The 20,709-nt window shown below is 45.4% G+C and carries 15 protein-coding genes, 1 rRNA gene and 1 riboswitch; of the genes, 4 read left to right on the top strand and 12 right to left on the bottom strand.

What is annotated here, in order from left to right:
* The 10 genes from AC58UU_RS27430 to bcp form a co-directional block, all read right to left on the bottom strand.
* A 16S ribosomal RNA gene (locus AC58UU_RS27430) occupies positions 1-104 on the bottom strand; the annotation flags it as partial.
* A gap of 364 nt (positions 105-468) precedes the next feature.
* Positions 469-1,872, bottom strand: a complete 1,404-nt coding sequence (locus AC58UU_RS27425; protein ID WP_497320376.1) for an NCS2 family permease — start codon at positions 1,870-1,872, stop codon at positions 469-471.
* 137 nt (positions 1,873-2,009) lie between these two features.
* Positions 2,010-2,110, bottom strand: a riboswitch (purine riboswitch).
* Between the two features lie 95 nt (positions 2,111-2,205).
* Positions 2,206-3,744 carry a glutamine-hydrolyzing GMP synthase gene (gene guaA / locus AC58UU_RS27420; protein WP_497320375.1) on the bottom strand — a complete coding sequence of 513 codons (1,539 nt, stop codon included), beginning with the start codon at positions 3,742-3,744 and terminating at the stop codon, positions 2,206-2,208.
* Positions 3,745-3,856: 112 nt separating this feature from the next.
* Positions 3,857-6,268, bottom strand: a complete 2,412-nt coding sequence (locus AC58UU_RS27415) for a transglutaminase-like domain-containing protein (RefSeq protein ID WP_497320374.1) — start codon at positions 6,266-6,268, stop codon at positions 3,857-3,859.
* Positions 6,255-7,469: a DUF58 domain-containing protein gene (locus AC58UU_RS27410; protein ID WP_497320373.1), complete on the bottom strand. Its 1,215-nt coding sequence runs from the start codon at positions 7,467-7,469 to the stop codon at positions 6,255-6,257. Before AC58UU_RS27410 ends, AC58UU_RS27415 begins: the two co-directional genes overlap by 14 nt.
* 9 nt (positions 7,470-7,478) lie before the next feature.
* Positions 7,479-8,456 (bottom strand): AAA family ATPase, encoded by a 978-nt coding sequence (locus AC58UU_RS27405; RefSeq protein ID WP_497320372.1) that lies wholly within the window; start codon positions 8,454-8,456, stop codon positions 7,479-7,481.
* A gap of 64 nt (positions 8,457-8,520) precedes the next feature.
* Positions 8,521-9,963 (bottom strand): polysaccharide deacetylase family protein, encoded by a 1,443-nt coding sequence (locus tag AC58UU_RS27400; protein WP_497320370.1) that lies wholly within the window; start codon positions 9,961-9,963, stop codon positions 8,521-8,523.
* 269 nt (positions 9,964-10,232) lie between these two features.
* Positions 10,233-11,474 (bottom strand): MFS transporter, encoded by a 1,242-nt coding sequence (locus AC58UU_RS27395; protein WP_497320369.1) that lies wholly within the window; start codon positions 11,472-11,474, stop codon positions 10,233-10,235.
* Between the two features lie 89 nt (positions 11,475-11,563).
* Positions 11,564-12,925, bottom strand: coding sequence for a hypothetical protein (locus AC58UU_RS27390; protein WP_497320367.1), 1,362 nt, complete (start codon positions 12,923-12,925; stop codon positions 11,564-11,566).
* 85 nt (positions 12,926-13,010) lie between these two features.
* Entirely contained in the window at positions 13,011-13,508 is a 498-nt protein-coding gene (gene bcp / locus AC58UU_RS27385; RefSeq protein ID WP_497320366.1) for a thioredoxin-dependent thiol peroxidase, read from the bottom strand.
* Positions 13,509-13,949: 441 nt separating this feature from the next.
* On the opposite strand from bcp, the gene AC58UU_RS27380 reads away from it, so the two are divergent.
* The 4 genes from AC58UU_RS27380 to AC58UU_RS27365 all read left to right on the top strand — a co-directional run bounded on the left by AC58UU_RS27380 (position 13,950) and on the right by AC58UU_RS27365 (position 18,446).
* Complete coding sequence (locus AC58UU_RS27380) at positions 13,950-14,645, top strand: response regulator transcription factor (protein WP_497320365.1); 696 nt, start codon at positions 13,950-13,952, stop codon at positions 14,643-14,645.
* Positions 14,638-15,648 (top strand): sensor histidine kinase, encoded by a 1,011-nt coding sequence (locus AC58UU_RS27375; protein ID WP_497320364.1) that lies wholly within the window; start codon positions 14,638-14,640, stop codon positions 15,646-15,648. The genes AC58UU_RS27380 and AC58UU_RS27375 overlap by 8 nt, the downstream gene beginning before the upstream one ends.
* Positions 15,649-15,748: 100 nt before the next feature.
* Entirely contained in the window at positions 15,749-16,510 is a 762-nt protein-coding gene (locus AC58UU_RS27370) for an ABC transporter ATP-binding protein (RefSeq protein WP_497320363.1), read from the top strand.
* Positions 16,500-18,446: an FtsX-like permease family protein gene (locus AC58UU_RS27365; RefSeq protein ID WP_497320361.1), complete on the top strand. Its 1,947-nt coding sequence runs from the start codon at positions 16,500-16,502 to the stop codon at positions 18,444-18,446. Before AC58UU_RS27370 ends, AC58UU_RS27365 begins: the two co-directional genes overlap by 11 nt.
* An 82-nt stretch (positions 18,447-18,528) precedes the next feature.
* Here AC58UU_RS27365 and AC58UU_RS27360 read toward each other — a convergent pair whose 3' ends face one another.
* Both AC58UU_RS27360 and AC58UU_RS27355 read right to left on the bottom strand, forming a co-directional pair.
* The gene (locus AC58UU_RS27360; protein WP_497320360.1) at positions 18,529-19,479 is read right to left on the bottom strand and encodes a DUF3221 domain-containing protein; all 951 of its coding nucleotides are present in this window, start codon (positions 19,477-19,479) and stop codon (positions 18,529-18,531) included.
* Positions 19,480-19,803: 324 nt separating this feature from the next.
* A complete protein-coding gene (locus AC58UU_RS27355; protein ID WP_497320359.1) occupies positions 19,804-20,703 on the bottom strand; it encodes an RNA polymerase sigma-70 factor in 900 nt (299 codons plus the stop codon).
* Positions 20,704-20,709 lie beyond the last annotated feature (6 nt).

Raw genomic sequence — 20,709 nt, 5'->3', positions numbered from 1 at the left:
ACCCGTCCGCCGCTAACTTATCCCGAAGGATAAATCCGCTCGACTTGCATGTATTAGGCACGCCGCCAGCGTTCGTCCTGAGCCAGGATCAAACTCTCCATAATAGTGGACAATTGCTCATCCGTTTATCTGAAAGCTGAAATGCTCATTGACTTGCTAGCGAGATTTTGCAATCTCTTTTTTGAACGATTTCTCGTTCGCGCTTACTCACTCGTTGTTCAGTTTTCAAAGATCAATTTCTTTCGTTTTAATCCTTCGCCCCTCAAAGGCGACTTGATCAATATACCACATCAGCCTATTCGATTGCAAGAACTTTTTTTTAATTTCTTTCGTTCTTTCGTTCGACCGCCGAAGCGACAAGGAGTAATATAACAAATCCACAAGCCGATTGCAAGCATTTTATACATTGAACATATGGAAATATAAACAAAAAAGCTCCAGTGCGTAATGCACCAGAGCTTGAGTCTTTTAACCTTGGCTTCCTATAAAGATGTAACGAGCTAGGATTAGAACCGCCAGTACCCACATTAACCAGTGAATCGGATAACGCGTCTGACTTTTGCCACCTAGGTTAGATGCTGCTGCCAGGACTACATACGTAACGATACCGAAGGAGATACCATTCGCAATATTGTAAGTGAAAGGCATCAATACAATTGTAAGGAATGCTGGGATCGCCAGAACAAAGTCTTGAAAGTCGATCTCACGAATGGATTGAACCATAAGAACACCAACCACGATCAACGCTGCCGCTGTCGCAGAACCAGGAACCAACATAGCAATCGGAGCTAAGAACAGGGCAAGCAAGAAACATACGCCTGTAGTTACCGCCGTTAAACCTGTACGTCCACCCTCTGCTACACCCGCTGCGCTTTCTACGAAAGCAGTAACCGTACTAGTCCCAACTAACGCACCGCCACTAACACCAATCGCATCCACGAACATGGCTTTACCTACACGCTTGTTGCCTTCTTCTTTATTCTTCATAATACCAGCACGATTCGCTGTTCCAACCATAGTACCGAATGTATCAAAAAGCTCAACAAACGTAAACGTAGCAATAACCGAAACAATTCCCGTTGTCATAATGCCTGCAAAATCAAAATCAGCGAAACGAAGCTTTGTTAAATCAGGAACCCATGTCGTGTCTGCACTAGTCAATGAACCTAGATTAACCATACCCATGAAGTACCCAATGATTGTTGTAGCCAATATACCGATCAAGATAGCACCACGAAGACGAAGCACCATAAAGATAGAAATCAACAAGACCCCAACGATTGTTAAAATAACGCCTTTATCTTCTAATGAACCCATGTGGAACACAGTTTCAAATGAAAGTACATCTGTAAATTGATGCGCCTTAATATCTTTGCCGCTTTCAACCGCAACGGTTAAGATGCCGCTGTTCTTAAAACCGATCATTGCGATAAACAAACCAATCCCCACGGTAATCGCATGCTTCAGGCTGTCCGGAACGGCCACAAGGAGCATTTGACGGACTCTGGTAATGGTAAGAATGATGAAAATAATCCCCGAAATGAATACAGCTGCTAAAGCCATAGAAAACGTGAATTTACCTTGCGAAGTTAAAATGATCGTCGCGAAGTAAGCATTCAAGCCCATCCCAGGAGCTAGTGCAACTGGAAAGTTAACGAATAACCCCATAGCAATCGTCATTACACCCGCTGCAATCGCTGTAGCTAAGAAAATCGAAGTCCAGTCACCGCCGGTAGCCCCCGATTTAAAAGCACTTAAAATGTCTGGATTTACCGCAAGGATGTAAGCCATCGTCATGAACGTAGTGATCCCCGCCATGATTTCTGTTCTTACTGTCGTGCCGTTTTGTTTCAATTTAAAAAAGCGATCCATTTTCCTACTCCTCCTAAAACGAATGTGGGGAACAGCAAAAAACCCGGAATCATAATGCCTGATTCCGGGTACGAAAAAGGAGCTATCCATATGAGAGCTGCCTTCGATGTGTAAAGGTGCACGTAGAAACTCATACGGATTCCGTTCCTTTTTTTCGTAGCCAGATCATTTGCGGTGATCTCGTAGAAACTCTCAGGCCAATTCCCGAGATTATACGAAAAACTGTTATCCATTACACATTTTAGTTGTGAAATAACCAGATGTCAATAAAAAAGACGAACGATAAAGGGGTATTTTTTCCCATAACGTTCGTCTTTTTACTAGTGATTTAAATTATTCCCATTCAATGGTAGCAGGCGGCTTAGAAGTGATGTCATAAACGATACGATTCACGTTCTCAACTTCATTAACGATACGAACCGAAATCTTCTCAAGCACATCCCAAGGGATACGCGCCCAGTCAGCTGTCATTCCATCAATAGATGTAACAGCACGAATACCTACAGTATAGGAGTAAGTTCTTGCGTCACCCATAACTCCCACGCTTTTCATGCCCGGAAGTGCTGTGAAGTACTGCCAGATCTCACGATCTAAGCCTGCTTTGGCGATTTCGTCGCGCAGAATGGCGTCGGATTCACGAACTATTTTCAGCTTATCTTCCGTTACTTCACCTAGAACACGAATGGCTAGACCAGGACCTGGGAAAGGTTGTCTCCAAACGATAGCTGCTGGAAGGCCACATTCCTCGCCTACTTTACGCACTTCGTCTTTGAATAGTGTTTTGAGCGGCTCGATTAGCTTGAACTTCATATCTTTCGGCAGTCCGCCTACGTTATGGTGCGATTTGATCGTTTGTGCAGTAGCCGTACCGCTTTCCACGATATCTGTGTATAAGGTACCTTGGGCTAGGAAAGTAAAGTCATCGAACTGACTGGATTCCTCTTCGAATACACGGATGAATTCAGTACCGATAATTTTACGTTTTTGCTCAGGATCGTCTACGCCGGCCAGCTTGCCGAGGAAACGTTCACGCGCATCAATTTTGACCACTTTCATATCGAATTTGCCGACAAAAGTGTCCATAACGCTCTCCGCTTCACCTTGACGCAGCAAACCATGATCAATAAACATACACGTCAGCTGAGCACCGATCGCTTTATGCAGCAGAATAGCAACAACCGATGAATCCACGCCGCCACTAAGTGCGCATAGGACTTTCTTGTCGCCAACTTCTTGACGAAGCTCTTTGATCATGTCTTCCACAAAGGAGGACATTGTCCAGTCACCTTCGCAACCGCATACGCCATAGATAAAGTTATGGATCATTTCATTCCCTTGAAGGGAGTGACGAACTTCTGGGTGGAACTGTACGGCATGAATGTTGCGCTCACGGTTACTCATTGCAGCAATCGGAAGAGAATCCGTGCTTGCTTCTATAACGAAGCCTTCGGGTAGGACAGAAACGTGATCACCATGACTCATCCACACGGTTTGTTTGGATTCTAACCCTTTCACTAGCGGGCTTTCATTCGTAAATGAAAGATCAGCCTTACCGTATTCACGCGTATGAGCGCGTTCAACTTTACCGTTCAGTTGGTGAGCAATTAACTGCATGCCATAGCAAATACCCAAGATTGGAATACCCAAATCAAAGATTCCTGCGTCAACAGCGGGAGCTCCTTCACCGTATACGCTCGACGGACCACCGGAGAACACAATCCCCTTAGGGTTAAGCTCACGAATTTTATCAACAGTTGTATTGTGCGGCAGCAGCTCGCTGTAAACGCCCAAATCACGAATTCGTCTAGCAATCAGTTGATTATACTGACCTCCAAAATCTAATACGACAATCATTTCACTCGGTTTACTCATTATCCGACCTCCTAGATTCATAGCGATTGAGGTTTAAGGGGTTCCCCTTGTCCGCTTATCACTATTTATAGGTACTAATTTTAAACATTAGGTACCTAGGATGTAAAGGGGTTTAATGTGTCTTTTGAATGGCTTTCCAAATCGCGGTAATTTCCCGCTTCGTATAGGTCAGTGAATTGGCCGTATCATAGCGGACACTTTCGTAAATCAAGGCAAATTCGAGCAGCGCTTGTTTCTGTCGTTGATCTTTGAAATTTAGCGTTGTGACATACTCCCGCACCGTCTGGTTCGCGGATTTTGCGCCGTATTTGTGAAATAGCTGCATCCATAAACGATCCATATAAGGTGTCATGGGGTGTGAATTGCCCAGCTTGCTTTTGTAAATTGGAAAATACAGCCGCGTATTGACTAGGAACCCTTTTCGCCTAAGCAAAACGAAAATACCCACAAGAAGGAGACAACATCCGATTAGAACAATGAAAGCTTTCCTATAAGGCTTTGCAAAATTAACGATTTTATCCTTCGTTGCATGAAGCCACTCACTTGGATTGGTTGTAAACTTAGTTGATGTGGGAACGTTCATGAGTGAAGCTGTCATCGCCGCTTGCTCCATGGCAGCAGTCGTCAAGGTTTCTCTCGGATGGTCGGACGAAATACCGGAGAATCCCGGCGTAGGCTCAAACGGCACCCAGCCCATAGAAGGAAAATAAACCTCCACCCATGAATGCGCATCTTGATTGCGAACCATAACTTCCTGGAGCCCCTCGCCGTCGCTAGATTCTTGTAATGTCCCTGGAGCGAAACCTTTTACCCAGCGGGCAGGCACCCCGACAGTACGAAGCATGACGACCATCGACGTTGAAAAATGATCACAATACCCTGTTCGGTCTACGAACAGAAAATGACTGACAAAATCCTCATTGCGGCTTGGATGCGTTGGCTTTTCGAGACTATAGGTATAGGTATTGCTTAAATACTGCTCAATCGCAACCGCTTTGGCATAAGGCGTTAAACGATTCGCTGTTACTTGCTCGGCAATGCTGCGAACAGACCGCGGCAAAGAAGCTGGAAGTTGAAGATATTCCCCTGCAATGTCAGAGGGATAGCTGCCCATATCCGTGTTAAGTATGGATGGATCTTCCTGCACGGGTTGGACGGTTATTTTGTAATAAGATAACGGATCCATAATCTCGGGCAGAGTTACTTTACCATTAGATTTAGATGTAAGGAGACTGCTCGGTGTTAGCGGTTTCCCCTTCTCGCTCAAAAGCGTATCAACGCCTAGTAACTTTCCACCCGCAAACAATTGGTAATTAGGCGATTTCGTGTTCCATAGAATTTCCTGATTCACAGCCCGACCAGTAAATGGTTGATTAGGAGAAACGTAAGGCTCAAGCTTTTGATTGGGCTCGGTCCAGCCTTTGCCATCGTAGAAGCTTTTGGATTCTCCGCGCCAGTAGGTTAATTCAGATGTTCTGGCTGTGAATACCGGGGTCGTGTCCACCTGGAGTGGACCTCCTAAGGAGGTGTCGTCCTGACCGTATCCAGACCTAGCAAAAGCACCGTTCACTCCCGTATCTTCCTTGTAAAGTTCAAATATGCGATCGTATAAATACGCCCAGCTAACTGGTTTCATCAGAGGGGTAGGCTCCGCCTGCCTTGCCGAGTACCACCCCACACTAGCTAGCGCACTTACAACAACCAAGCTGACTACAATCCATTGAAAAACGCCGCCCGAACGCACCGAAGTGATGCCATAGGTTTGTTCAATTCTTGAGAGATTGAGCAGCGATAACAAAAGTAGTCCATATCCTATTGTGCGCATAATCCCTTGAACCGTATCCGCACCAAGCACCAACTGTAAGAAGACAAGATAGATGAGCGTGGCTGCGACAAACCAAAGACTATGCTGTCTCTGCAGCATTAGGGCCTGCACAACGGAGATCAGGAGCGACCAACCTAACAGAAAGAGCAGCGTTCGCATTTGACCACTGATAAGGTCGAAATGAGCTTGAACAATGTGAACCACATCCTGAGAAAGGATCCTCACCAAATCGATGATCCATGCTCCGGTTAGAAAGCCTTCACGGTCAAACATAAAACCAATGAAGAGCAGGATAATGATGCTTTTGGCTGTCCATCCCCAAGCATAAGGAACCTTGAAGCAGTCTATTGCGATGCAAATCGCAAATACGACGAGAATGGGACCGATTTGAATGGAAGCATCGGCCATCCAGGCTAGAGGACGGAGCCATTCTGAGAGCAATAGGAAGAGCAGCAATGAGATTAGACTGTCTCGGAAAAAGGTGTTGGTTGGCGATGATGACTGTGCGTTAGATATAGCGCTTGAATGGAAGATTGGACTTGATGGGATAGCGGCTGCGGGCTCGGCGCTTGCGTGTATGGAGTTAGTGCTTAAAGAGTTAGCACGTAAAGATCGAGACTTCAAGCGCGACGAGTCTGCGCTCGAGCGTAAAGGGCGTGAAAGAGCGCGCGGCGCGCGGTTGGGTTCAAGCGGTTGCATCCGCGACACCTCCTTGCTTTGGCCACTGGCTTCGCGGGTGCGGCACTTCTGTGAAGCTGCAGCCTACGGCCTGCAGCTGAGAAGCCCCCTCTCGCTCCGCGACCGAGAGAGAGGGCCGCGCGTGCACGTAGATCACGTGCACGGACCGGCGCTTGGTGCGCGCATCAGCGATCGCGCGCACTAACGCCAGATCCAGCGTCGATGTGATGCACAGCATCGACGCATCCAGCGGCAAGGCCGCCTCCTCTTTCCTGACGAGGTCAGGAAAGGTAAGGGCGGGCTTGCCGCCCACGCTCGCGAGTACTTCGTACGCGAGCGTTAGATCAGGGCGAATCGTCGGTGCGATTCGCCTGTTGCCCGAGCTGCTGGCGAAGCCGCAGCTCTCGCGCCCGCCAGCGGCGGCTTCGAAGAAGCCAGCCGCGAGGGCGACGCCCTTCTCCAGCAGCGGCTGCGCCGCCTCAGCTGGACCCGCCGCAGGCGCCGCGTCGAGCAGCAGCATCCGCTTCGCGGAGGATGCTTGCTCGGGGTCTTTGGTCATCAGCCGGCTCAGCCTGGCTGTGGATTTCCAATGGATGCGGTGGTAGGGATCACCGCTGACATAGTCACGAACGCCGCTAATTAGCGGTGTATCGGTTTTAGGACCACGGACGGTAGGCACATCACCATCCTCGGATTGAAATGTCATGCCTGATCCGGTCAAAGAATCAGGTCTCGGATAAACAACACACCGGTGAAGATCATCGCGATAGGCTTTTCGAACAGCAAAACCAAATAAATCACCAGTCACTACTTCAAAGCCTGCGAAACGATAAACGCCTCGCATAAGACCCGTCATTTTGTAATGGAGGATTACAGCTGATCGAAACCATGGGAAAAGCAGCTTGTTGTAGCTCAGCTTCCCCCCGCTTCCTTCATGAACCCATGTTTCCTTAATAATCATCCAAGGCAGCGGCAATAATGTACGATGCCCAACTTGCAAAGCGATGGTAACGTCTTCACCGGACACGAAAACTTCGCCTGACAACTGCCGGCTAACGGTTAGTCCTTTTAATGCGAATACATAAAATAATCCAGCCTGAATCCAGATTAATGTCAAACAAATCCCTATATACCAAGCGGCAAATCCACCTTGCCAATACGCCAAAACAATGGACAGCACACATCCCACAACCAACAGCGTCGTTTTACCCCAGCTTCTCATAGTAGGCCCCTACTTCGCCGTGACGTAACGAAGAACAGGAGTTTGTAAGGAGGCTAGTAAGCCTGTCAAAATCGTATCCGCAGATTTGTCAGTCATTCGTGCTTCGGAAGTCAGAATAAGCCGGTGTGTCCAGATCGGCAGCACCAAATCCTTGATGTCATCTGGTACCACGAAGCTTCTGCCCTTCATATAAGCAGATGTTTGCGCAGCGCGCATCAAGGCGTAGGATGCTCTTGGACTTGCACCCAAGTACAAATCAACATGCTCCCTAGTTGCCAAGGCCAAACGAACAATGAAATCTTTTAACGTATTATCGACATGAATCATGGTTGCTTCTCTTTGCAATTGCACAAACTCATCTTGTACAATAACAGGCTTCAAGTGATCCAACGGCTGGCGATCCTGTAGGCGATCCAGCATCAGAATTTCTTGCTCAGGCGTCGGATAACCAAGTGACAACTTCATCATAAAACGATCCATCTGCGCTTCCGGCAGCGCATAAGTACCTTCATAGTCCACAGGGTTTTGCGTAGCTAATAAGACGAAGGGTTTAGGCAATTCATAACTCACCCCGTCAATAGTAACCCGCTTCTCTTCCATCGCCTCTAAGAAAGCAGATTGTGTCTTCGGTGAGGTACGGTTGACTTCGTCTGCCAGCACGATGGGTGTCATTAACGGTCCAGGGCGAAACTCAAAATCATTCGTCTTCACATTAAATACGGATACACCGGTTACATCAGACGGCAATAAATCAGGAGTGCACTGAATCCTCTTAAACTCACAACCAATCGTTCTAGCCAAGGCACGTACAAGCATCGTTTTTCCAACACCGGGTACGTCTTCCAGCAAAAGATGGCCGCCGCTCAGCATAGCAACGAACGCTTTCTCTATCGTCTCTCTCTTTCCAACAATCACTTTCTCTACGTTCATGATCATCCGTTCCACGAGAGGCTGCGGCTGATCGAATATTCGGGTTTTCGACTGCATAGACAAGAAGCCTCCTTTATAAGGTTATGCTTCTAGTTTTTCCAGCCCTCTACTATTTTAGACATTACCCTCCCATGGCAAATAGAGAGTTTTTCAGAATACTATTATTTTCTTTAAACATATAAAAAGGCCGTAATGCCACAGACACCTCTCGCTTATCCGATTCTATGACAGTATCCGTAATTCGCCCGCCTAGTAAATCTATGGTTTTTCGCAAAGGAACGATGATCTTACCGTCTTGCAGATCCATATCCGCTAATGAATAGGTAGCTACGCTATTACCCAAGGTATACAGCCTTATGCTTCTAGCGGATAAATCATATTCCAAATCATAAACACCAAAATGTGCATTCGCTTTCTTTTTTTCAGCCTGCCATTCTATTTGCCCGCCCATTTTCTCTATGAGAAAGCGCAGCGGCAGCTCAATCCGATTAGCACGCAGCTGATACTCTGCAGGTTCAATTGTAAAGCTGCTGCCTCCGGCCACATGAACTTGCAGCGGTACCGCCGCCTGCGCGGATAGAATTTGTGCCGTCTCTTCTCTAGCTACTGCGGTTTGTTGGGCAAGATGCAGTTCAGCATTCTTCTGATCTTGATCCGTCTGAACATGTGCCAAAGCATATTGTTGTGTTTCTTTCAATAGATCTTGGAAATGGGCCAAACTCATGTTTCTCGACCACTTCGGCTTACCCACTGGGAACTGTTTGGGCTTAACCTGAGTCGTAAGAGGAGCGAATGCATAACCTAGTTTTTTGTAATAGCTGATAACTTGGGGCAATACCTCTACCGTTGACTCATGCCCGCTACCATCATGAAACAGGATGTTGATCTCGTGTTCGAGCGGTGATCCCTTAATCGTTTGCCAAATTTCATTCGCGGGTACACGCAATCTTTTGGAATCACCACTGTCTACATTCCAGTCCACAACGGTATAACCAGCCTGATCCATCAAATAGTAGTAATACACATCGAAATTCGTATATGTACCTCCCGGGGCGCGCACCAATTGCGGTCTAGTATCAGCCAAACTGGCAAATACGTCCTCACTACGCTGGATTTGGTCCCAAAAGGTTTGGAAATCGCTATACAGCTCTTTATATATATGATTATAGGAATGATTGCCTAGGGTATGTCCGTCTTGCACAATTCTTTTGACCAATGCAGGGTGTGCCTCAGCTTGTTCGCCAAGCGCGAAAAACGTAGCTTTCACATTCTCTTTATCTAAAATATCCAGCACCTGACTCGTCAGCTTGCTAGGACCGTCATCAAAGGTCAAGTAAACGGTAGGCTGTTCCGGTGTTTCAAACGTCTTCTCGCTCTGCGGGCGCTTACCTGTTTTGAGCTTTTGATAAAGATCTTGCCCTTCTTGTGCTTGTACGGAGTTTCCATCGCTCTCTGTTGCCTTTGCCGGAATCGCAAAGAAAAATAGAGAAACTAGTAAAAGGACTACCATTGAAAGTTGTACTCTTTTCTGCCTGTTGGTTGCACGTTGTACCTGAAAACGCATCCGACGATCCCTCCGCTTGTTCTATCAATTTGCTAACTGATAGATTATATGGGAGAACGATCAAGAGTATGTCTCTATGAGAAAACCTTTATCGAAGCCATTCAAAGATGAGCGACCGCGTTTAGAGGTAGGTTTTATCGCCAATAAGAAAGCGGTTTTCGTGATCCGAAAACTTATACTTTCTTATGTGGTAACAAAAACTACCCCTCTCGGAGTGAGAAGGGTAGTTTCTAGTGAAAGGACCTGATCTGCTTTTGTTCAATTTATTGCTAAATTTCTTGCGGTACAGCCTCATTTTTCGTTTGCGTCGCCACGTTAAACAAGGGCCTGCTGCTAATAAGACCTATAAAACTAACGACTAATAAGATTCCGAGCAAAAGAATGGCCATCCTAGCGCCTTGAAAAGAAACAATTTGTGTACAGACGCCAATAAGCAGAACTCGCATACCCATTCCTACAGTGTTGAAAAAGCTATTCACACGACCGATCAAATGATTAGGAACCATTTCCATCAAAATCGTATTTCGTGCTACGCGACTCCCCGCATTCCCCCATCCGTTCAACGTTTTGAAGAGGAGAAAAATAGAGACGAGCGGGAACACGTAAAAGAAAACAATCGACAGACCGAAAATGACGAATGAAAGAATCGTCGTATAATAGGAACCCAAACGCTGCATGAGCAGCGGAACCGTTAAACCGGCCACGACAGCTCCGATGGCGAAAATCATATCGGCTGCCCCGAGAACATTAGCCCCGCCATGTAGGACACTTGTGATATACACGGGGTAAAGATAATTACCAACCATAACACAAAGAAAAGGCATCAGTGCGCAAAGGAAAAACATGACCAATAGCGGTCTCGTTTTCAAATAAGCGAAGCCTTCTCTGATATTCGACCACATGGAGACGGCGCCATTTGCCGTGACAGACCTGTTCTTGATATAGGGAATAAGCAAAAATAGACCAAAGCCCAAAAAGTAAGTCATCGCGTCCGCTAATAGAATCCATGCAAAATCGATATGATCAATCAATAGACTCGCCAAGCCACCCGCGATCATCGATGTGGATTGATTCTGGACTTCGAGGATAGAATTTAACGTTTTGTACTGTTCCTTCGAGAAGATCTCTTGCGTAAATGCGAACTGGGTTGGAAAGTGAACGTTGTAGTACAGAGAACCGCTAAAATAAATAACGATCAACTGCCACGTTTCGAAGTGACCTGCACTTAATCCCCAGAGTGCAAATAGCAGCGTGACTGATCCGCCGACAACTTCACTGCCCAGCAGCATTTTCTTTCGGGAAATACGGTCAATATACACGCCGATATGCGGCGATAGGAAGAAAAGTATAATGGTTGACGCTAGCGTTGCGTAACCAAATATCTCACTTCCCCCGGCTCGATTCACTAACAGCCACGGCACGCCGATCATGGTTATTCCTGAGCCGATCGAGGATAAGATGTTAGCTATCATGAGAAACGTCATTCTGCGGTCTTTGAGCATCATCCACATGTGAGAAAAGTCCTTTCAACGTAGGAGGTTTTGTTTTCGGTGCAGCTTGTATAGCAAGTTTTGCCCTTATACGTATCCTCACTAATAAATCAATCGCTGTCAATCATAGGAGCTTCAATCTCTCCAAGGACCATGATTTTACCCGTTCTGGCATCAATATACACAACCATTTTGTTTCCTGCCGGATAGACCGCTTCTACGACCCACCCATCATAGATTGACCTGTTCGTGTTGTAATGGAGCACCAGCCCCTTCTTGAAGGTTACTTTCCATTCGGCTTCAGAATCGGGGTCCGTTTCTTTGGCTATTTGCAATGCGGTCTTTTCATCAATTAGCAAAGGGGTATCGTTCAAAGCCTCCCTTAAGCTTGCACGGATAGCAAGAGCAGCCGCCTCAGCATAGGTTAGGTAACCGTGGACGCCGAAGCTTTGACCGTTCCGACCCTCCAGAAGGCCATCTCCGTAGGCAACAGCGATTTTATCGGAGTCAAAAGCAGCGCGATAATCGGCAAACGCGTTTTCAGCTTTCATTTTTTCCTCCGCAGTTGCGCTTCTTGGATTTTTTCCAAGCTTAGTTAATCCGACTACCGCTCTGTCCCGTAGTATTCCTCCATCCTTATCATAGGCGAGCGTATACATAAACGCTTTCTCCTTCATATAAGCAGGAACCGGCAGCCCTGAAACGAGCATTTCGTGCCACAAAGAAACAGGAATATTGCGTTCGGCGTTCATCGGATCTTGAAAAGCACGACGCAGCACCTTAAGCATCGGCTTTGGAAGCTTGCTGCTTTGGTAGGCAGACTCTAGCTCTTCGCTGAGCCAATGGTTTGCCGGCAGATCCGGCTTGTCATACGCCAAATCCCCCATTACCCGAAACATCATAGAAATTGCTTCGGCATTCGTCAGCTTATCGTTGGGCCTAAACTTTTCTTTCACCGAATCATCCAAAATTCCCTGGACATACGCAATCTCAACCAGACTTCGCTGCTTATCGCTGATATCCTGATGATCCAACAGCGCTTTTGCCGACTTTACTTCTTCCGCAGACCAGCTCCCCTTGAAGTAAGAACCGATCAACAGCTTTACCATCCCTCCGACTGCATTTTCACGGGTAATCTCCGTCCCTTGCCCCAGCCCGTGAACATACATGCTGATCCAGGCATCTCGGTTTTTTTCTGGCAAATCCACTGCCATTTTAAGAGCCGTCGCCCAATCATCGAGCAGTATGGGTTTATCCAGATTGCCCAAGTCCAGTACATTTCGCTGGAATGAATCCCACTCTTTCTGCGTTACCGTACCTTGCGTCGATGCAATGTCCCTATAAGGCACGATGTACTGCTTGTAATCCTTGAGCTCTTTCATCACCCAATGGGTTTCCTCCACAGCCCCGTACGCGGTACTTCCATAAGCCATGAAAATAGACAATATCGAAACAATCAGCTTCTTTTTCATCGCTTTCCCCTCTTCACAAATTTTCTCCCATGCAATTGATTAGACGAATAATTTGTAAAAAAGTTCCATCCTTCTTTGTTGCGTATTAACGACTTGCATTCAATGCCATTACAGCGTCCAAAACCGACTGAACGTGATTCTTAATCCTCACTTTACTCCATTCCTTGACGATATATCCCTCTTCATCAATCAGGAATGTAGAACGGATAATCCCCATATACTCACGGCCATACAGTTTCTTTAGCGCCCATACACCGAACTTCTCAGCTACTTGATGGTCAGGGTCAGAAAGCAGTAGGAATGGCAGCTCATACTTCGCAATGAACTTATCGTGGGCTATCAGCTCATCGGGGCTAATTCCGATCACTTCCACACCGAGCTGTTCAAACTTACCATTATAGTCACGAAAATCGCACGATTCTTGGGTACAGGTTGGCGTGTTGTCTTGTGGATAAAAGTAAATGACAAGCTTCTTCCCTTTAAAATTCTGTAAGGATACGTTTTTCCCGTTGGATGCAGGAAGTGTAAATGAGGGCGCCGGTCGCTTGGCTGTCTCTGTCTCAATCTGTATCTTTTTGTTCATCTATTTTCTCTCCTCTAATTATCCGGCTATTGTCATTATTCATTATGCGACATTATAAGGGAGAACATCAAACCGATCTTATCCAAACTAGTTTTTGCAAAGAAAAATATGGTAGTTTAAATCGTTCGAGCTCTGTTTCCCCTGTGATTCACCGGAATTAGTCCATAAAACTTATAGAGACATCCTTTCCAAAGGTGCTATTGCAATTAAAGAACCCACTATTATGCCGTGGAGACAGACAACAGCCTTCTTCGCTGACCCTGAAGGAAACATTCACTCCATTTATGCAGACGACGAAACTTCTGATTCGTAACAATAGCAAAAAAAGCTGCCACGAGTCGTCAATGACTTCGTGAGCAGCTTTTTTTATCTACGTAGCACAAGCCGCTATTTTCCATTACAATGAGGTTTAGAAATTCGACTCAAGTGGAGTGATTCCTAGTGTTTAAGATCATGCTCATTGAAGATGACGCAACCCTGTTCACGGAGATCAAGGAAAGGTTGGCCAAATGGTCATACGATGTACACGGCATTGCGGATTTTAGCCGAGTGGTTGAAGAGTTTATTGCCCTAAAACCTGATTTAGTTATCATTGATATTCAACTGCCCAAATTTGACGGGTTTCATTGGTGCCGGATGATTCGGACCCATTCCAACATTCCGATTGTATTTCTGTCTTCTCGCGATCACCCCACCGACATGGTCATGTCTATGCAGCTCGGAGCGGATGATTTTATTCAGAAACCCTTTCATTTTGATGTGCTCATTGCGAAGATCCAAGCCATTCTCAGGCGTGTCTATAACTACAACACGGAATCCATCAAGCTCAAAACATGGTGCGGCGCAACTGTTGATTACGAGAAAAATGCGGTTACTAATCAAGCAGGCTCGATTGAGTTGACGAAGAATGAAATCTATATTCTCAAGTTGTTGATTGAACATAAGAACACGATCGTAAGTCGGGAAGAAATAATTAACAGCTTATGGGATGACCAGCGTTTTGTAAGCGATAATACTTTGACCGTGAATGTCAATCGGCTGCGGAAACGGCTAGACGAGATTGGCTTAGGACGCTTTATCGAAACGAAGGTCGGTCAGGGTTACATCGCAGCAGAGGAGTCCCCTTTTCATGATTAAGAAGTATGTTATGGAAAGGAAAAGCTGGATCCTGCTGTTTCTGTTCGGGCAAGGACTACTCCTTTTTATCGCTTATCTCGATTATGAGATTCCCTTCTCCCCTATTCTCTATATTGTTTTTTTATTTACGACCTTGTTTGCCATCTTTCTGACGATCCGTTACAACAGAGAATCGAAATTCTTTAAGCAATTGGAAGAACGAGAAAACAATCTCGATCTCTCAAGTATCGCCGATGCTGAAAGCCCGTTTGAACAAATTGTCGAGACCAGTATGACGAGCCTGACCGAGCGGCTGAGTCAAATCGCCTCACGGCACCAGGTGGCTTTAGAACAAGAGAAAGACGAGCTGCTGTCCTGGATTCATGAAGTGAAGACACCGCTCACTGCCTTGCGTTTAATGATTGACCGCTTGGATGATGAAGCCATGAAAGCTGCTTTGACCTATGAATGGTTGCGGATTCATCTGCTGCTTGACCAGCAGCTCCATCAAAAACGTTTACCGTCTATGGAGAATGACCTGTATATCGAGCACGTAGATCTTGAAGCTCTTATTTATATGGAGATCAAGACATTGAAGTCCTGGTGCATACAAAAAGGAATTGGCTTTGACGTACAATTCGAAGTCACAAAAGTGCTCAGCGATGCAAAATGGTTAGCTTTTATCCTACGGCAGCTCTTAACCAACGCCGTGAAATACAGCAACAGCGACTCGTCGGATATCATAGTAAAGAGCTACCAGAAGCATGAGCGTACGGTGCTCGAGGTCAAAGACCACGGCCGTGGCATCAACCCAAAAGATCTGCCTCGTATCTTTGATAAAGGCTTTACTTCTACGACTTGGCATCAGGACAGCGCCGCAACAGGTATGGGCTTATATTTGGCCCAAAAAGCGGCGCAGGCATTGCTCATCCATATTGCTGCAAATTCAGAAGCAGGCGCGGGGACAACCTTTACGCTCACCTTTCCACAACCAAATGAAACCGTCCGGATTACGGGCATGTGACAACATTGTCACATGCCTTTCTTCTTTGTTCGTTCAATCGAAGGAAAAAGGATGCGAAGCTTTTTATAATAAAGCTATCGTAGAAGAGGAGATGAATGATATGAATATTTTGGAAGCAACCAAAATCCATAAAAGCTATGGCAATAAGCTTAATAAGCAAGAGGTGCTCAAGGGCCTGGATATCAGCATTGAAAAAGGGGATTTCGTGAGCATCATGGGGGCATCGGGCTCAGGGAAAACAACCCTGCTCAACGTACTTTCTTCGATTGACAGGCTAAGTCAAGGCTCCATTAAAATCGAAGGCCAAGAAATTACGGCCATGAAAGAGAAGCAGTTGGCTGAATTCCGCAAGCATCATCTGGGGTTTATCTTTCAAGACTATAACCTGCTGGATACTTTGACCGTCAAGGAGAATATCCTTCTGCCGCTGTCCATTACCAAAGCCTCGAAGCAAGAAGCCGATCACAAATTTCAAGCGGTAGCAGCAGAGCTCGGCATTTTTGAAATTAAGGATAAGTATCCTAACGAAATCTCAGGCGGACAGAAACAGCGGACCTCTGCCGCAAGAGCATTTGTTCATGAACCAAGTATTATTTTCGCCGACGAGCCCACCGGTGCACTCGATTCTAAATCCGCATCCGATTTACTTAATAAGCTTAATGAACTGAATCAACGACGGAAAGCAACCATCGTAATGGTTACCCATGATTCAGTCGCCGCCAGCTACAGCAGCAGAGTCATCTTTATTAAGGACGGACAAATCTATACCCAATTATATAAAGGTCAAGAATCCAGGCAGGCCTTCTTTCAAGACATCATGAAGACACAGGGTGTTCTGGGCGGGGTGCACAATGAGCATTAACCAGCTGATTGTTCAAAACCTGAAGTCTAACATCAAGCATTACTACCTTTACGTGTTTGCCTTAATGTTCAGCGTCGCGCTTTATTTCGCATTTGTCACTCTGCAGTATGACCCTGCTTTAGACCAAACCAAGGGCACAATTAAAGGCGCCGCGTCCATCCGTGCTGCTTCCATTTTACTTGTTGCGATTGTCGCCGTCTTTAATCTGTATGCCAACAACATCTTTGTGAAAAGGCGCAGTAAAGAAATCGGCTTATTGCAATTAATCGGAATGACGAAAAGCGCAATCTTCCGCATCCTTAGCACCGAGAACTTCATCCTTTATTTCGGTTCATTAATCGTCGGAACGTTTATCGGATTTTCCGTTTCTAAGCTCATCCTAATGATTTTGTTTCAAATTACTGGTGTTAAAGCTGCCGCAACGCTGCAATTTTCATTAAAAGCACTGGTCCAGACCCTCGTTATTTTTAGTGCTGTCTACTTGTTAATCATGCTTGTCAATTATATGTTCATTAAAAGACAGAGTATTTTATCGTTGTTTCGCGTCTCTACCTCAACTGAAGTGAAGGTGAAAAGATTGTCTACTTCGGAAGCCATCATGGGGATGGTGGGACTGATCCTTATTTTGCTAGGCTACTACGTTTCCTCGAAGCTGTTTAGCGGAGATTTCATGACGATGGTTGCCATCTTTTCGGCCATGATCTTTATTCTGGCATCCGTCATCATCGGAACCTATCTATTCTACAAAGGGTCTGTCCGGTTAATCCTTAACGTCATCCGAAGCAAGAAGAATGGCTATTTAAATGTTCGTGAGGTTTTATCGCTTTCATCCATTATGTTTCGCATGAAATCGAATGCCTTGTTATTGACTGTCATTACAACCATATCCGCACTTTCCATCGCCTTGTTATCTTTAAGCTACATATCCTATTACTCTGCGGAAAAAACGGCCCAAAACAGCGTACCAGCCCACTTTGCCATTACGAATGTAGAAGATGCCAACAAATTTAAAGCCGCGTTAGATGATAGTCAAATCAATCACAAGGATACAACAATTGAGGTCGTTCAGGTCAAGGCCAATCTAAAGGAAATCTTGGCTTCCAATATGGAAGGCCTTATCCTTGATCCGAGTAACATGACGATTCCTGTTATCAGTGACAAAGACGCGCCATTCATCGATCTGACAGCCGAACAAACGTTATTTACTGGTACCAATGACATGCTACAAAAATTTATGAGCCTCAAAAATTCCGGCCAAATCCAACTTAGCGGGCAGCAAGTCGTCATTCCACAAACTTATGTAGGCTCTGAGAAGCAATACATCGTTTCTTGGTACTTTTCGAATGGAGGCCAGCCTGTTGCTATCGTTGACGATTCGGTTTTCAAGCGGTTAAAGCAAGATATCAACCCCCCGATTCAAAAAGAGTCATCCGTCTATCTGGGAATTGATATTGAGAATGAGACAAAGCTTCTCGAAGCAAATCAGCTTTTTCACGAGCTGGGCTTTGATCAAAATCGTGCTTATGATTCCCGCCAAAATATGGCCAATGACCAGAAAAATAGAATGGGACTCATTATGTTCATCGTTGGCTTCTTAGGACTAACCTTCCTGATTACATCCGGCTGCATCCTTTATTTCAAACAAATGGATGAAAGCGAAGATGAAAAGCCGTCGTATACGATTTTAAGGAAGCTTGGTTTTACGCAGGACGATTTGTTAAAAGGCATTCAGATCAAACAAATCTTTAATTTTGGAATCCCCTTGGTCGTCGGGCTGGTCCACAGCTATTTTGCCGTCCAGTCGGGATGGTTTCTTTTCGGTGCAGAGCTATGGACGCCAATGATCATTGTGATGGTGCTGTATACCGTCTTGTACTCAATATTCGGCATACTCTCCGTTCTGCACTATAAAAAGGTGATCCGAAAAGCTCTTTGATTAACATGAAAAAGCTGCTACGAATCGCGAAGACTTCGTGAGCAGCTCTTTTTATCATCGTATACCAACAAAGAGATTCGGATTACTTGCTCTTCAAAGCTACAATATAGTCGTTTAGTTCGATTGTAACTGAATTATGCTTATATTTAATTTTATCAAACGTTAGACTGGTGCCATACTGAAACTTGTTATCCCCAATGGTTAATTCCATACCGTACAGAAACCCATAAAAGGTTCTTTTATCATTGGCTCGGACAAGCTCAATTCTTTTCAATTTTGATGATATCTCCTCAAGAGACTTTGTATCAGTAATGGCCAGCTTTTTACCGTCGCCGAATCTGACATCGATTTGTTTAATGCCATTAAATTCTGTCTTCATTAAAGCTGAAAGTGCAACTGGCGTCTCATCTTCAGGCTCCACCACCTCAATATCAAGTGCTGTATATTGCGGAGGAGAGCTTTGTAATACTGCTTGTGTAGTCCATATATGGAGCAAATCTCCTAGTTTTAAATCCTCAAACTTATTTGAACCGTCACTGCGATTCGTTACGATTACGGCATCGTCTTCGAGACTCACCCAAAACTTCTCTATTTCCTTGCATTCCTTATCTAAACAGGCCTCAGGATTAACAAGGAGCATCTTTTGCTCCTCCCTATCTATTTCGGATATAACCCCAACCAACTCCTCCTCTTTCGATATAACCAAAGTTGTAATATCAAGTGAGAAACGTGACCCTATGGCCTTATAGATGGCTTCTTTAATCTGGCCTTTCTCCTGTAAGCTCAATTCCTCACGATGATTACCTAGCTTCAAAAGCTGAAGATGAAATGCGCCATCGGGGTATTCACCCTCAGACTTATAAATACTCATTGGCTTAACTGACAATTGTCTATACACATTTTCTAATTGAAATATTCGATCCTGCAGGTTTTCAGGAAGTGGAGCTGTAGGATTAGGGAATGGCAGCTCATAAACCCCTTCCACCTCAGTTGGAGGAACGGCGATGTCACCTTGATGCCCGATACTAGACAAACCAAATGCAAATACAAGCAATAAGAGTATGGACTTCATCTATTAACTACACCTCAAATCTTTAGATTCTTTACTACTTAGACGCAAAGAATTTCCAATTGTTGCATAATAACCCTTTTTACTCAAAATCCCTGAGAGAAAGACTTGGCGCTTAGCGAGAACTGGCAGCAACCAACTTAAGAGCTAAAGAGCTGTTTGGGGGCTGAATATATGTAGGCTTTACAGCTAATTTTGTTTGATCTATTTGCAAATTGCTGCACAAAAATACCTTCCTCCGCACAATCCCTGAGAGATCATGCGCAAGAAGGTTGGGCAGGAGCTAATTTATAGATGCCTCAACTTGTCAGGATTAACTACGAGATACACGGCAGCAATCTGACCATCAACAACATGGAAGGATGTCACATTGTACGGTTGGCCATCATCGTAAGCCACAATGCCCAATTCTCCATTCACAGTTGTTAATGAATAACTGAAGCCAGGCGGCACTTTGGAGAGCACCCCTGACATGAACATGGCGATACGTTCCGCCCCCATAATAGGCTTAACAGCCGCTTTAACCTTACCTCCACCGTCAGAGTAAAGGACGGCATCCGTTTTGACGATGCTCAACAACTGACCGATGTTGCCAGATACTAATGCCTGCACGAACTGTTCCACGGCGGCTGAAGTTTGTTCCATTACAGGCTGCTTCTGCAGCACCTTTGGATCATCACCACGATCTGGAAAGCTGCTGATGGCACTCTTGGCTCTGCGAAAAATTTGCCGGCAATTGGTGCTGCTTTTCCCAACAATATCCGCAATTTCGTCATACTCGTATTGGAGTACCTCTCTTAATAAGAATACCGCCCTCTCTACCCAAGACAGCTGTTGCAGCAGCAGTAGGTACGCGGTCGAAAGTGACTCTTTTTGCGAATAATAGAGATCAGGTTCTGTCTGGTTGTCACCATTCATGATAAGCGGCTCCGGCAGCCATGGACCTACGTAGATCTCGCGCTTTTTGCTGGCGGAACGCAGCTTATCGATACACCGATTGGTCACGATTTTGCATAAATACGCTTTAGGATTGTGAACATGCGCCGGATTCGTCTCATTCACATATAGAAATGCCTCCTGCACGACATCTTCAGCATCCATGACACTCCCCAGCATCCGATAAGCTAATGAGAACAAAAGCGGTTTATACGACGTATACATCAGCTCGGAAGATCCAGCTAACTCCATATCGTA

The organism is Paenibacillus sp. JT22N1, assembly GCF_059692155.1.
Note: the sequence above shows the minus strand (reverse complement) of the source record. Positions and strands in the feature narration are given on the sequence as shown.

Bases quoted from the DNA above. Each gene is read 5' to 3' on its own strand.
- AC58UU_RS27375 (WP_497320364.1), top strand. From the start codon at position 14,638: ATGATTAAGAAGTATGTTATGGAAAGGAAAAGCTGGATCCTGCTGTTT.
- guaA (WP_497320375.1), bottom strand. From the start codon at position 3,744: ATGAGTAAACCGAGTGAAATGATTGTCGTATTAGATTTTGGAGGTCAG.
- AC58UU_RS27365 (WP_497320361.1), top strand. From the start codon at position 16,500: ATGAGCATTAACCAGCTGATTGTTCAAAACCTGAAGTCTAACATCAAG.
- bcp (WP_497320366.1), bottom strand. From the start codon at position 13,508: ATGAACAAAAAGATACAGATTGAGACAGAGACAGCCAAGCGACCGGCG.
- AC58UU_RS27425 (WP_497320376.1), bottom strand. From the start codon at position 1,872: ATGGATCGCTTTTTTAAATTGAAACAAAACGGCACGACAGTAAGAACA.
- AC58UU_RS27410 (WP_497320373.1), bottom strand. From the start codon at position 7,469: ATGAGAAGCTGGGGTAAAACGACGCTGTTGGTTGTGGGATGTGTGCTG.
- AC58UU_RS27370 (WP_497320363.1), top strand. From the start codon at position 15,749: ATGAATATTTTGGAAGCAACCAAAATCCATAAAAGCTATGGCAATAAG.
- AC58UU_RS27405 (WP_497320372.1), bottom strand. From the start codon at position 8,456: ATGCAGTCGAAAACCCGAATATTCGATCAGCCGCAGCCTCTCGTGGAA.
- AC58UU_RS27400 (WP_497320370.1), bottom strand. From the start codon at position 9,963: ATGCGTTTTCAGGTACAACGTGCAACCAACAGGCAGAAAAGAGTACAA.
- AC58UU_RS27390 (WP_497320367.1), bottom strand. From the start codon at position 12,925: ATGAAAAAGAAGCTGATTGTTTCGATATTGTCTATTTTCATGGCTTAT.
- AC58UU_RS27395 (WP_497320369.1), bottom strand. From the start codon at position 11,474: ATGTGGATGATGCTCAAAGACCGCAGAATGACGTTTCTCATGATAGCT.
- AC58UU_RS27355 (WP_497320359.1), bottom strand. From the start codon at position 20,703: ATGGAGTTAGCTGGATCTTCCGAGCTGATGTATACGTCGTATAAACCG.
- AC58UU_RS27415 (WP_497320374.1), bottom strand. From the start codon at position 6,268: ATGCAACCGCTTGAACCCAACCGCGCGCCGCGCGCTCTTTCACGCCCT.